Source organism: Crenobacter sp. CS_VA4 (genome assembly GCF_055597485.1).
Genome location: NZ_JBVMAE010000002.1, coordinates 176110 through 189606 on the forward strand (window position 1 = coordinate 176110; position 13497 = coordinate 189606).

The 13497-nt window shown below is 65.8% G+C and carries 11 protein-coding genes; 10 read left to right on the forward strand and 1 reads right to left on the reverse strand.

Annotated features, from left to right (window positions below; all coding sequences use genetic code 11):
* Positions 1-190 precede the first annotated feature (190 nt).
* The 4 genes from ACZ2IA_RS02675 to ACZ2IA_RS02690 are packed head-to-tail and all read left to right on the forward strand — an operon-like array spanning position 191 to position 4817.
* Positions 191-1558 carry a glutamine synthetase family protein gene (locus ACZ2IA_RS02675; RefSeq protein ID WP_470291020.1) on the forward strand — a complete coding sequence of 456 codons (1368 nt, stop codon included), beginning with the start codon at positions 191-193 and terminating at the stop codon, positions 1556-1558.
* A 3-nt stretch (positions 1559-1561) separates the two neighbouring features.
* Entirely contained in the window at positions 1562-2947 is a 1386-nt protein-coding gene (locus tag ACZ2IA_RS02680) for an aldehyde dehydrogenase family protein (RefSeq protein ID WP_470291021.1), read from the forward strand.
* A 3-nt stretch (positions 2948-2950) separates the two neighbouring features.
* Entirely contained in the window at positions 2951-4117 is a 1167-nt protein-coding gene (locus ACZ2IA_RS02685) for an iron-containing alcohol dehydrogenase (RefSeq protein ID WP_470291022.1), read from the forward strand.
* Positions 4110-4817, forward strand: a complete 708-nt coding sequence (locus ACZ2IA_RS02690; RefSeq protein WP_470291023.1) for a gamma-glutamyl-gamma-aminobutyrate hydrolase family protein — start codon at positions 4110-4112, stop codon at positions 4815-4817. The genes ACZ2IA_RS02685 and ACZ2IA_RS02690 overlap by 8 nt, the downstream gene beginning before the upstream one ends.
* Before the next feature lie 353 nt (positions 4818-5170).
* Here ACZ2IA_RS02690 and ACZ2IA_RS02695 read toward each other — a convergent pair whose 3' ends face one another.
* Positions 5171-7135, reverse strand: a complete 1965-nt coding sequence (locus tag ACZ2IA_RS02695; protein WP_470291024.1) for an SUV3 domain-containing protein — start codon at positions 7133-7135, stop codon at positions 5171-5173.
* Positions 7136-7405: 270 nt separating this feature from the next.
* On the opposite strand from ACZ2IA_RS02695, the gene ACZ2IA_RS02700 reads away from it, so the two are divergent.
* The 6 genes from ACZ2IA_RS02700 to ACZ2IA_RS02725 all read left to right on the forward strand — a co-directional run bounded on the left by ACZ2IA_RS02700 (position 7406) and on the right by ACZ2IA_RS02725 (position 13312).
* Entirely contained in the window at positions 7406-8701 is a 1296-nt protein-coding gene (locus tag ACZ2IA_RS02700; RefSeq protein ID WP_470291025.1) for an MFS transporter, read from the forward strand.
* Positions 8702-8748: 47 nt separating this feature from the next.
* A complete protein-coding gene (locus ACZ2IA_RS02705) occupies positions 8749-9477 on the forward strand; it encodes a maleate cis-trans isomerase family protein (RefSeq protein WP_470291026.1) in 729 nt (242 codons plus the stop codon).
* 10 nt (positions 9478-9487) lie between these two features.
* Positions 9488-10903, forward strand: a complete 1416-nt coding sequence (hydA, locus tag ACZ2IA_RS02710) for a dihydropyrimidinase (protein ID WP_470291027.1) — start codon at positions 9488-9490, stop codon at positions 10901-10903.
* Between the two features lie 16 nt (positions 10904-10919).
* Entirely contained in the window at positions 10920-11666 is a 747-nt protein-coding gene (locus ACZ2IA_RS02715) for an aspartate/glutamate racemase family protein (protein ID WP_470291028.1), read from the forward strand.
* Positions 11667-11731: 65 nt separating this feature from the next.
* Positions 11732-12610 (forward strand): fumarylacetoacetate hydrolase family protein, encoded by an 879-nt coding sequence (locus ACZ2IA_RS02720; RefSeq protein WP_470291029.1) that lies wholly within the window; start codon positions 11732-11734, stop codon positions 12608-12610.
* Between the two features lie 27 nt (positions 12611-12637).
* Complete coding sequence (locus tag ACZ2IA_RS02725; protein WP_470291030.1) at positions 12638-13312, forward strand: GntR family transcriptional regulator; 675 nt, start codon at positions 12638-12640, stop codon at positions 13310-13312.
* Positions 13313-13497: the final 185 nt, after the last annotated feature.

Consider the following 13497-nt stretch of genomic DNA (forward strand, 5'->3'; position numbering starts at 1 on the left):
GGCTGGTGGTGCGGCGGTCGATGGGACCTGTTCTCGATTGTAGGCGATCACTCACGCCGGTCTCATAGAAAAATTAAGTTTTATTACAAACTAACCTTGATTCGATGAAATCTAATTTCTATTACCTAATGACGGAGGGGCGTCCACGCCTCCATCCCAACCGGCATGGCGAGAAGAGAACGAGGTGATCATGGACCCACTGCAAGTGAAAACCGTCGAGGATCTGCGCGCGCTGGTCGAGCAGCGCAACCTGCGCCAGATCAAGGTCGGCCTGTACGACATCGACGGCGTGATGGCCGGCAAGTATTTGTCGCGCGACAAGTTCCTGTCGGCGCTCGACAACGGCTTCGGTTTCTGCGACGTGATATTCGGCTGGGACGTGAGCGACAAGCTCTACGACAACACCAAGCTCACCGGCTGGGGCAAGGGCTACGGCGACGCGCAGGTCCGGCTGATCCCCGAGTCTTGTCGCCAGCTGCCGCTCGAGGACAATATGATCCTGGTGCAGGGCGAGGTGGTCGGCCGGCTCGAGGGGCTGTGTCCGCGCGGCGTGCTGCGCCGGGTGCTCGATCGCGCCCGGGTGATGGGCTTCGAGGCGCTGGCCGGCTTCGAGTACGAGTTCCTGGTCACCGACGAGAGCAACGAGGCGCTGCAGGCGCGCAGCTATCGCCAGCCCAAGCCGTTGGGCACCGGCGCCTTCGGCTATTCGGTGCTGCGCAACTCGGTAAACACCGAGTTCTACCGCAGCCTGCTCGATCTGTGCGACACGATGCGCATGCCGATCGAGGGCTTCCACGAGGAGACCGGCCCGGGCGCGCTCGAAGCGGCGCTGTGTTATGACAAGGCGCTGCCGGCCGCCGACAACGCCGCGCTGTTCAAGACCTTCTCCAAGGTGTTGGCCGAAAAACAGGGTCGGATGGTCTGTTACATGGCCAAGTGGAGCGAAGACCACTCCGGCCAGGGCGGCCATATCCATATCTCGCTGAAACACTCGGACGGCAGCGCGGCGTTCCACGACCCGGCCGAACCGCACGGCATCAGCCGCACGATGCGCCACTTCATCGGCGGGCTGCAGAAGCTGATGCCCGAGTTCATGTGCCTGGCCGCGCCGACCGTCAACAGCTTCCGCCGCCTGGTGCCGGGCTTCTGGGCGCCGACCAGCGCGCTGTGGGGCATCGACAACCGCACCGTGGCGATCCGCGCGATCCCCGGCAGCGCCAAGGCGCAGCGGATCGAGTTCCGCCTGCCCGGCGCCGACGCCAACCCCTACCTCGCGCTCGCCTGCGGTCTCGCCGCCGGCCTATACGGCATCGAGCACCAGATCGAGCCGGAAGAGCCGGTCGAAGCCAACGGCTATCTGCTCGACGCGCCGGCGCACCTGAAGCTGCACCGCACGCTGTGGGATGCCGCGCAGGCGCTGAAGGCGTCCGAAGCCGCGCGCGACTGGTTCGGCGACGACTTCGTCGAGCACTTCGCCGCCACCCGCGAGTGGGAAGAACGCGAATTCCAGCGCCACGTCACCGACTGGGAACTGCAACGCTACTTCGAGATTATCTAAACGATGAGCCAGACCTTTTCCGTTATCACCCCGATCGACGGCAGCGTGCTGCTGGAACGCCCCTACGCGAGCGACCGCCAGGTCGCCGCGACGCTAGCCGCCGCCCGCGCGGCGCGACGCGCTTGGCGCAACACCACGTTGGCCGAACGCAGCCGCCTGGTCGGGCTGGCGGTCGACTGGCTGGTGCAGCACAAGGACCGCGCCGCCGACGCGATCACCCGCCAGATCGGCCGGCCGATTTCGCAGTCGCCCGGTGAAGTGCGCGGGCTGGAAGAGCGCGCCCGCTATATGATCCGCATCGCCGAGGAAGGCCTCGCCGACATCTGGCCGACGCCGAAGACCGGCTTCGAGCGCTTTCTGCGCCGCGAACCGCTCGGCACCGTGCTGGTGCTGGCGCCGTGGAACTACCCCTTCCTCACCGCGATCAACACCATCGCGCCGGCGCTGCTCGCCGGCAATACGGTGATCCTGAAGCACTCGTCGCAGACGCCGCTGGTCGCCGAGCTGTTCGACGAGGCGTTTCGCGCCGCCGGCCTGCCCGCCGGCGTGTTCCAGATCCTGCACCTCGACCACGCCGCGACCTTGCAGCTGGTCGGCGCGCCGGAGATCGACTTCGTCGCGTTCACCGGCTCGGTGGACGGCGGCCGCGCGGTGCAGCAGGCCGCGGCCGGGCGCTTCATCGGCGTCGGCCTGGAGCTGGGCGGCAAGGACCCGGCCTATGTGCGCGACGACGCCGACCTGCCGGCCGCGATCGAAAACCTGGTCGACGGTGCGTTCTTCAACTCCGGCCAATCCTGCTGCGGCATCGAGCGCATCTATGTGCAGCGCCGCCGCTACGCGGCCTTCGTCGAGGGCTTCGTCGAGCTGACCCGCGCCTACCGCTTCGGCAACCCGCTCGACCCCCACACCAACCTCGGCCCGATGGTGCGCGCCTCAGCCGCCGAGTTCGTGCGCCGCCAAACGGCAGACGCGCTCACCGCTGGTGCCCGTACGCTGATCCCGGCCGGCCACTTCGCCGCCGACGCGCCGGGCAGCGCGTATCTGGCGCCGCAAGTGCTGGTCGACGTAAACCACACGATGAGCGTGATGCGCGACGAGAGCTTCGGCCCGGTGATCGGCATCCAGCCGGTCGACGGCGATGACGAGGCGGTGCGGCTGATGAACGACAGCCGCTACGGCCTGACCGCGTCGATCTGGACCCGCGACCGCGACGCGGCGATCCGGCTCGGCGAAGAGATCGAGACCGGCACCGTATTCATGAACCGCTGCGACTATCTCGACCCGGCGCTCGCGTGGACCGGCGTCAAGGACACCGGCCGCGGCGTGTCGCTGTCGGTGCTCGGCTACGCGCAGCTGACCCGCGTCAAATCCTTTCATCTCAAGGGGTAAGTCATGCAGCTATCGGGCAATTGGAACTATCCGACCGCGATCCGCTTCGGCGCCGGTCGCGCCAACGAGCTGCCGGCACTGTGCCGCGAGCTCGGCATCAAGCGCCCGCTAATCGTCACCGACGCGGGCCTCGCGCGGCTGCCGATGATCGGCCAGCTCGCCGACTACCTGCTTTCGGCCAACCTAGTCGCCGACTTGTTCTGTGACCTGCGCCCCAACCCGGTCGGCCGCGATGTCGAGGCCGGCGTCGACGCGTATCGCGCCGGCGCGCACGACGGCATCGTCGCCGTGGGCGGCGGCAGCGCGCTCGACGTCGGCAAGGCGATCGCGCTGATGGTCGGCCAGAAGCACCCGCTGTGGGAATTCGAAGACGTCGGCGACAACTGGACACGCGTTCACGTGGCCGGCATCGCGCCGGTGATCGCGGTGCCGACCACCGCCGGCACCGGCTCGGAAGTGGGCCGCGCCGCGCTGATCATCGACGAGAGCGAGCACCGCAAGGTGATCATCTTCCACCCGGCGATGCTGCCGAAGATCGTGCTGGCCGACCCGGAACTGACCGCCGGCCTGCCGCCGCACCTGACCGCCGCCACCGGCGTCGACGCCTTCGTCCACAACCTCGAGGCGTTCTGTTCACCGTTCTACCACCCGATCGCACAGGGCGTGGCGCTGCAGGGCATGAAGCTGGTGCACGACTGGCTGCGGCGAGCCTATATCGATGGCAGCGATATCGAAGCGCGTTCGCACATGCTGGCGGCGTCGATCATGGGCGCCACCGCGTTCCAGAAGGGCCTGGGCGGCGTGCACGCGCTCTCCCACCCGGTCGGTGCACTGTTCAACACCCACCATGGCCTCGCCAACGCGATCATCCTGCCTTACGTGCTGCACCGTAACCGTGCGGCGGTGCAGGACAGCCTGGTCGACGCGTCGCATTACATCGGCCTGGCCGACACTAGTTTCGACGGTTTTTTCGACTGGGTGCTGCAGTTGCGCGCGCAGCTGGGCATCCCGCACTCCCTGGCCGAAATCGGCATCGACGCCAGCCGCGCCGACGAGATCGGCCGTATGGCCAAGCTCGACCCGAGCGATGGCGGCAACCCGGTGGAGCTGTCACCGGACGATTACAGCGCGATATTCCGCGCTGCCGTGGAAGGAAAGATCGATGGATAAGCGCAAACCGATCATCGGCCTGACCACCTACCCCCCGGGGCCGGGCCATGGTCATCACACTCCCGATGGATATGTGCAAGGCGTGGTGCGGGCCGGCGGCGTGCCGGTGCAACTGCCGCACATCGGCCCGGAACTGGTCGACGACTGGCTCGACGCAGTCGACGGCGTGGTGCTGATCGGCGGCGGCGATATCAACCCGTCGCACTACAACGGCGGCAGCCACCCGGAGATCTACAATCTCAACCCCGAGCGCGATAGCACCGAACTGGCGCTGACGCGGGCGGTGATCGAGCGACGGGTCCCGACGCTGGCGATCTGCCGCGGCCTGCAGCTGGTCAACACCGCGCTCGGCGGCTCGCTGCACCTGCACCTGCCCGATGCGGTCGGTGTCAGCGTGATGCACCGTGCGGTGCCGCGCGAACCGGTGCCGCACGCGATCACGATCGCGCCCGATTCGTTTCTCGCCTCGCTGCTCGGCGTCACCGAGACCGAAACCGCCTCCTGGCACCACCAGGCGATCGACCGCTTGGCTCCGTCGCTGGTGCCGGTGGCGTGGGCACCCGACGGCGTGGTCGAGGCGGTGGAACTGCCGGGCCGGCCGGAGCTGATCGCGGTGCAATGGCACCCCGAACTGACCGCCGAGCGCGACAAGCAGCAGCAGGCGCTGTTCGATGCACTGATCGAGATGGCCAGCGTCTAGGCGCCCTCCTCACCCCATCCCCCCTGAAAACCCTGTCTGGGCACGCGGCCCCCACCGCGCGCCTGGGCTCACTGTCGGCCGAAACCGGCCGCAGAGGCCCCACCCATGCCCCGGCCGACCGAAGCCTGGGCAAGTATCCATGGCAGTTCAATCGAGCGTTCACTCAGGGGAGCATCATGGAAGTGAAACAGCCGGCTGTTTTTTGGCCGCTTCGGCCAACCCCGGCCACGAGCCGCCCTGCCGTCACCGCTGGGCCGAACCCCCGCTGGCGGGGCGTTTTCTATGGGGAAACGGGCGAGATAAAGACCCCGCCCCTTGCCCGGTGGCGCGCCGGACAGGGAACCATCACTCGGCTAGCGATTCCGGCTCGGCTTGGACCGACCGCCACCGCGCTTGGCCTGCTCCGGCCGCCGGCCGTGCCGCTGACGGGTGTTCTGTACTTGCAGCAACTCATCGATCTGCTCGGAAGTCGACTGCATCAGCGATTGCGCCATCTCGCCATCGGGGAAGGTCTCGGGCATGCGGTAGCTCAGCCAGGCGTAGGCCGAGTAGAGCTTGCAGGTGTCTTCCAGATACTGCAGCTCGTTGCGCCCGCCCCGGCCCTCCATCCGCAGTAGCGGCGCGGCGCGCTTCTTGGCGCGGCACTGCGCCCAGTCCTGCAGGGCACGCTCCAGCATCGGAATCTTGGTCGACACCGGGCAGAGGCTGAGCGTGAAACGGTCGACCAGTGTCAGCGTCAAGGCGTCCAGCCAGCGGGCTTTTTCCATCTGATCGGCCAGGTTGGCCGGCAGGAAAAACTCGTCGTGGACGTTGATGTGCTTGGTGAACAATTCCAGCAGCGGTTGCAACTTGGTCTGCCCGGTGGCGGCGGAAATCTGCTGCAGGTAATCGAGGTTGGGCGCGACGAAGAAGCCGCTGGTGGGCAAGGGCTCGGGCTTCTGCAGCAGCAGCGCCGCGATGGTCTGGTGCGTCTTCGCATCGAGCCCGGCCACGAAGCCCGACTCGTGCGCACCGTAACGGCCGGCCCGCCCGGCGATCTGCTTGGCCAGCGCGGCCGCGATCACCCCTTCGGCGTAGCCGTCCCACTTGTTGGCCGTGGTGAAGATCACCCGCCGCGCCGGCGTGTTCAGGCCCATGCCTATCGCGTCGGTGCCCACCACGATCTTGGTTTCGCCGTCGATAAAGCGCTCTGCCTGCGCCTGGCGCACCTCGGGCGACAGGTTGCCGTAGATGGCCGACACGGCAAAACCCTGCTCGATCGCCTGATCGCGCCAGCTCAATACCTCGCGGCGCGAGAAGGCGATCAGCACATCGCCGGGCTGCAGGTTCTTGAGCGAGCCCAGCGGCTTCTTTTCCATTTCCAGCGGTGACTTGCGCTGCAGCTGGCGCACTTCCAGCGTTCCGCCGACGCGCTTGACCAGCGATTCGATCGCCTCCCGTGCCTCGAGCGCGCCCAGCAGGTACACCGTGCTGGCGGGCACGCCGCAGACCGCCGCCGTCCACGCCGCACCGCGGTCCGGGTCGTCGAGCAGCTGAATCTCGTCGATGACCGCCACGTCGATCGTCCGGTTGGGATTGAGCATTTCCACGGTGCTCGCCACGTGCGTCGCCTCCGGGTGCAGCTTGCGCTGCTCGCCGGTAATCAGGCTGACCGCCACGCCCGCGTCCAGCAGGCGCTGGTAGTTCTCCAGCGCCAAGAGGCGCAGCGGCGCGAGATAAGCCCCCGACTTGGCCTGCGCCAGGTGCTCCATCGCCGCGTGCGTCTTGCCCGAGTTGGTCGGGCCCAGCACCGCGATGAAATGGCGCGGCATCCGCTGTGCGACCGTGAACGACTCGGGGTAAAGCGAGAGATTGACCGCATCGCGGGTCTTCTCGGCCTGGCGCGCTTCGGCATGGCTGCCCTGCAGCGCGGCGATCCGGTCCAGCGCCAGGGTGCAGCGCGCCTGCGCACGCTCGTACTTGGCCTGGAAGGCGCTGAGCGCGCTACCGGGGTCCAGCTCGCCGTCAAGCGCGATGGCCATGACCCGCTCGGCACATTGCCGCAGCTGCGCCTCCAGTCGTGCGCGTGCCGTCAAGTTCCAGCGTACCCGCAGCAACTCAAAACGCGCGGCCATGTCGAGCCGCCGCCACTTGCTGGTCTTACCCAGGAATCCCTCATCGGGCACCAGGTGATACGGCACAACGCGCCCCCCCACGCTGATCTCGCCATGCACCGACACGGCATAACTGCCATCGGTGGTCACCAGTGTGGCCTGGTGCGCCTGCAGGTAGTCGTTGAGGGCGGATGTTTCGGGTGTCTCTCTAAGGGTGTCGGTCATGAAAGCGGCAGGGGGTGGTGTTAAGGCAAGAAGCCGAGATGATATTGCAAGATGAGCTCGGGAGCGATTCGCGCGGCCCCTGCCGAGGTGGCCACCTAATGCCCCACGGCCACCCCATCGAGCATCTTTCTCATTAAATTTTTAAATTTCATTATTTTTCATATAGTTATCTTATTTGTAATTATTCATTACAAAGAATATACTGCACAGGTGCATCGGGCATCGACCCACACAAAAGAAACCGCACGAGTCTTACAAAGGAGAAACCACATGCAGCAAGTCGGAGCCGCGGCGCTTAGCGCCGGCAAGACAGGTGTCAGATGGAAGATCTTCCTGATGATGCTGTTCCTCATCGCGCTGAACTATATCGACCGCGCTTCGCTGTCGGTCGCAATGCCGCTGATCGCCAAGGAGTTCAACATCGGCCCCGCCATGCAGGGCCTGTTGCTCAGTTCCTTCTTCTGGACCTACGCGATGATGCAGATCCCCGGCGGCATGCTGGCGGACAAGTACAAGCCGCGCATCGTGATCGCTTGCGCGACCGTGTTCTGGGGCCTGTCCCAGATGCTGGCCGCGTTCTGCGGCAGTGCCACCACGCTCTTGCTGACCCGTCTCGGTCTGGGCTTGACTGAAGCGCCGATCATGCCGGCCGGCGGCAAGCTCAACGCCAACTGGATGACCAAGAACGAGCGCGGCCGCGGTGCCACCCTGCTCGACGGCGGCGCGCCGCTCGGTGCGGCGCTGGGCGCGATCATCATCACCTGGCTGATTACCTCGCTGAACTCGTGGCGTCTCGCCTTCATCATTGCCGGCGTCGCCACCATCATCGCGGGCTTCTTCGCCTACCGCTTCATCCGCAATACGCCGCGCGAGCACCCGTCGGTCAACGAGGCCGAAGCCAGCTACGTCGAGGCCGCTCACGCCGCCGAGCACAGCAACGAGCCGGCCAATCTGTCCGGCCGCACCATGGACTTCATCAAGTACCGCTCGGTATGGTGCATGGCGCTGGGCTGGATGTGCTTCAACACGGTGTTCTACGGCCTGTTGACCTGGATGCCCAACTATCTGCACAAGGTGCACGGCTTCGACATCAAGCAGATGGGCGGCGCCACCTTCTTCATCTTCTTCTCCGGCTTCGTCGGCGAGCTGGTCGGCGGCTGGATTTCCGACAAGTGGAAGGACGCCGGCGCTTCGGCCAACCGCGTGATGCGTACGCTGTTCTCCATCGCCGCGCTCATCGCGACCGCGTCGATCTTCTCGGTCGCCTACGTCAAGGACCCGCTCACCGTCGTCATCCTGTTGTCGTCGACGCTGTTCTTCCTGCGCTGGTGCGGCCTGTTCTGGTGCGTGCCGTCTATCCTCGGCACCCGCAATAAGGTCGGCGTGCTAGGCGGCATCATGAACCTGGGTGGCAATATCGGTGGCATCAGCGTGCCGCTCATCGTCGGCCTGATCGTGCAGACCACCGGCTCCTACTTCCTGGCGCTGATGTTCTTCGCTGCCGCCGGCGTCGGCCTGCTGCTGTGCGCCAACGGCATCGACTACGAAAAGAAACTCCCCGTTTAAACGACAAAGCCGCCTCCCTCGCGGAGGCGGCACTAAGAGATAACACCATGAAAAAACGCGTCCTTCTCGGCATGCTGACCCCGTCCTCCAACACCGCGCTCGAACCGATCACCAGCGCGATGGTCGCCCAGCTGCCCGGCGTCAGCGCCCACTTCTCGCGTTTCACCGTCACCGAGATCTCGCTGTCCGACCGGGCGCTCGGCCAGTTCGACACCGGCAACATCATCCAGGCCGCCAAGCTCTTGGCCGACGCCAAGGTCGACGTGATCGCGTGGAACGGCACCTCGTCCGGCTGGCTCGGCTTCGACAAGGACCAGGAACTGTGCCGCCAGATCACCGAGGCGACCGGCATCCCGGCGACCACCTCGGTGCTGGCGTTGAACGAGATCCTGGAAAAGACCGGCGTGAAGCAGTTCGGTCTGGTCAGCCCCTACCTCGAAGACGTACAGGACAAGATCGTCGCCAACTACCGTGACAGCGGCATCGACTGCTCGGCCGAAAACCACCTGGGCCTGAAGGTGAACTTCGAGTTCTCCGAGGTCAGCGAGGACACGCTGCGCGCGCAGATCCGCGAGGTCGCGAAGCAAGGCCCCGAGGCGATCACCACCTTCTGCACCAACCTGCACGCCGCCCACCTGGCCGACGAGGTGGAGAAGGAGCACGGCATTCCGCTCTACGACACCATCTCGACCGTGGTGTGGAAGTCGCTGAAGCTCGCCGGCTACGACACCAGCCTGCTCAAGGGCTGGGGCCGCCTGTTCTCCGAAGTTCAATGAGAGGCCTGCGATGACTACCCTCTACGACCTGGTGATCCGCAACGCCGACGTCGTCACCGCGTCCGAGCGCTTCGCCTGCGACATCGGCGTGAAAGACGGCACCGTCGTCGTGCTCGGCCGCGACCTCGCCGCCGGCACCCGCGAGATCGACGCGACCGGCCTGTTGGCGCTGCCCGGCGGCGTCGACGCGCACTGCCACCTCGACCAGCCGCTGCCCGACGGACTGAAGATGGCCGACGACTTCTTCACCGGCACCCGCGCCGCCGTCTGCGGCGGTACGACCACGGTGATCCCGTTTGCCGCACAGGAAAAGGGCCAGTCGCTCAAGGCAGCGGTCGACGACTACCACCGCCGCGCCGACGGCCGCGCGGTCGCCGACTACGCCTTCCACCTGATCGTCTCCGACCCGACACCCGAGGTCTTGAAGCACGAGCTGCCCGCGCTGATCGAGGCCGGCTACACCTCGTTCAAGATCTACATGACCTACGACGACCTCAAGCTCAGCGACCGCGAGATCCTCGAGGTGATGGACGTGGCGCGCCGCCACCAGGCGCTGGTGATGGTGCACGCCGAGAACTCAGACTGCATCGCCTGGCTGACCGACAAGCTCACCGACGCCGACAAACACGCGCCGAAGTACCACGCGGTGTCGCGCCCGGCGGTGGTCGAACGCGAGGCGACGCACCGCGCGATCGCGTTCTCCGAGCTCGTCGACGTGCCGATCCTGATCGTGCACGTCTCGGGCAAGGACGCGATCGAGCAGATCGAATGGGCGCAGCGGCGCGGGCTCAACATCTACGCCGAAACCTGCCCGCAGTACCTGTACCTGACCGCCGAGGACCTCGGCGGCGAGGACGGCTACCACGGCGCGAAGTGCGTGTGCAGCCCGCCGCCGCGCGACAGCGACAGCCAGAAGGCCGTCTGGAGCGCGCTCAAGCGCGGCGTGTTCAGCGTGTTCTCGTCCGACCACGCACCGTTCTCGTACGACGACCCGCAGGGCAAGAAGCCCGGCGGCGAGGAAGTGTCGTTCGAGCACATCCCGAACGGCATCCCCGGCCTCGAGACGCGGCTGCCGCTGCTGTTCGACGGTGCGATGCGCGGCAAGCTGTCGCTAAACAAGTTCGTCGAGCTGACCTCGCTCAACCCGGCGAGGCTGTACGGCCTCTACCCGCGTAAGGGCACGATCGCGGTCGGCGCCGACGCCGACATCGTGCTGTGGGATCCAAAGCAAGAAGTCACGATCTGCAACGACGCGCTGCATCACAACGTCGACTACACGCCGTATGAGAATCGCACCGTCCAAGGTTGGCCGAAGCACTGCCTGTCGCGCGGCGAACTCCTGGTCGATGACGGCCGCTACCTCGAGCCCGAGCTCGGCCGTGGACGCTTCCTCGCGGCCGGCAAGCCGCAATTGCTCGACCTCTGATACCGAAAGGCCCGAGATGAAAATCCTGGTAATCAACCCCAATATTTCCGACAGCGTGTCGTCGCTAATCGAGAGCGAGGCACACCGCAGCGCGTCGCCCGGTACCGAGATCGAGGTCGCGACCGCCCCGCTCGGCGTCGCCTATATCGAGACGCGCCTCGAGGCGCTGGTCGGCGGCTACGCGACCGCCTGCGTCGCGGCCGAGCGCTACGGCAGCTACGATGGCGTGGTGGTCGCCGCCTTCGGCGACCCCGGCCTGCAGGGCATCAAGGAGCTGCTCGACGTGCCGGTGGTCGGCCTGACCGAGTCGGCGCTGATGACCGCCGCGACGCTCGGCCAACGTTTCGCCATCATCGCGATCTCGCCGCGGATCAAGGCGTGGTACCGCGAGACGGTGGAGCGCAGCCACCTGGCGACGCGGCTGGCCAGCATCCGCTCGCTCGAGGAACCGTTAAAGGACATCGGCAGCGTGCAGCAGGACTATGCCGGCCGGCTGAAGGAGCTGTGCAACCAGGTGGTGGTGGAAGACGGCGCCGACGTCATCATCATCGCCGGTGCGCCGCTCGCCGGCCTGGCGCGCGAGATCCGCGACCAGTTGCCGGTGCCGGTGGTCGACGGCGTGTCCAGCGCGATCACCCAGCTCGAAGGACTGATCCGGCTGCAGCCTAAGAAGGCGGTCAAGGGCAGCTTCACCCAACCGCCGGCCAAGCCGAACCAAGGCCTGCCCGAGCCGCTCGAACGGCTGTTGAACACCCGGCGCTAACCCGTCAGACTTTTCTAATCACCGTCCGGGCCACCCCATGGCCCGCTTTTCTTTGGGAGCCCGTCATGAAAGTCGTCCATATCGAACAGGAGGGACGGCACCTCGTCGGCCTGGTTGACCCGCAAGGCTGTATCCGCGACGCGAGCGCGCTGCTGGCCGCGTTTTCAGGCATGCCCTACTCCGACGCCTGGTTTGTCCATCTCGCCGCAGAGCCCATCGAATCGCTGCCACTGGTCGAAGGGCCGGCCCGCGTCCTGCCCTGCGTGCAGGGCGTCGGCAAATTCATCGGCATCGGCCTCAACTACCGCGACCACGCGGCCGAAGCTGGCCTGCCACTACCCAAGCAGCCGATCGTGTTCGGCAAGTGGACCAGCAGCCTCGCCGGCGCCAACGACCCCATCGTGCTGCCGCCGGGCTCGACCCACACCGACTGGGAGGTGGAGCTGGGCGTGGTGATCGGCAAGGCAGGTCGCGACATCCCGACGGACACGGCACTGGAGCACGTCGCCGGCTACTGCGTCGTCAACGACGTCACCGAGCGGCGCTGGCAGGGGCTGGACGGCGGCCAGTGGGCGCTCGCCAAGGGCGCGGACAGCTTCGGCCCGATCGGCCCGTGGCTGGTCAGTCGCGACGAGATCGCCGACCCGAACGTGCTCGCCTTGTGGCTGGAGGTGGACGGCGTGCGCTACCAGAACGGCCACACCTCGGAAATGATCTTCCCGGTGCCCGAGCTGATCGCCTATCTGAGCCGCTTCATGACGCTGGAGCCGGGCGACGTGATCGCCACCGGCACGCCGGCGGGCGTCGGCATGGGGCTGAAGCCGAAGCCGGTCTATCTGAAACCCGGGCAGAAGGTAAGGCTCGGTGTCGAGGGGCTCGGCGTTCAGGAACACCGTGTCGACCAGGGGGAAGACCCATGCGATCCGGCTCGCCTGTTAAGATGACAGTATTGCTTTAAATAGTCTTGCGCTATGGAAACCCAGCTGAAACGGCAGAGCCTGCGTACCTCCGGCATGTCGAGCCTCGTCACCAGCGAGCTGCGCGAAATGATCGAGAGCGGCGAGCTGCCGCCGGGCGAAAAGATCAACGAGCGCGAGTTCTGCGAGAAGTTCGACATCTCGAAGACCCCGCTGCGCGAGGCGCTGAAGGTGCTGGTCGCCGAGGGACTGGTGTCGCACCGACAGTACGTCGGCTACCGCGTCACCTCGGTCGACCTCGACGAGTTGCGCTCGGTGTTCGAGATGCTGCACGCACTCGAGGAATTCGCCGGCACACTCATCGCCTCGAGGATCACCCCTGCCGACCTGGCCGAGATCGAGGCCTTGCATCAGCGCATGCTCGCTTTCTACCAAAAGAGCGACAAGAAGAATTACTTCCGTACCAACCAGGCCATTCATGCCAAGCTGGTCGACACGGCCGGCAACCCGGTGCTGACCTCGGTCTACAACAACCTGATGTCCAAGGTGTACCGCGCTCGTGGCACGGCCAACATCGGCCAGTCGCGCTGGGGTCAGTCGCTGGATGAGCACGAAGAAATCATCGCGTCGCTGCGCGGCGAATCCGGCACCCCTCTGCCCCAGATCCTGCGACAGCATTCCGAGAACACCGCCAAGGAAGTGATCGAGTTCCTGCGTAAGCAGAAGTAGCACACCCGCTGGTCAGCGTTCGGTAAAGAGGCACCTTAGGTGCCTCTTTGTTCGTCTGTGAGCCGATGAAAGTGCTCTCGCCAGGGGCGCAGGCCTATTCCTCCTGATCGCTGCCTCGGCACCGCCTGGCAGACCTCCTTTATATACCTTTTTGAAATTTAAAAATCGATTTATATCGCTTTTTG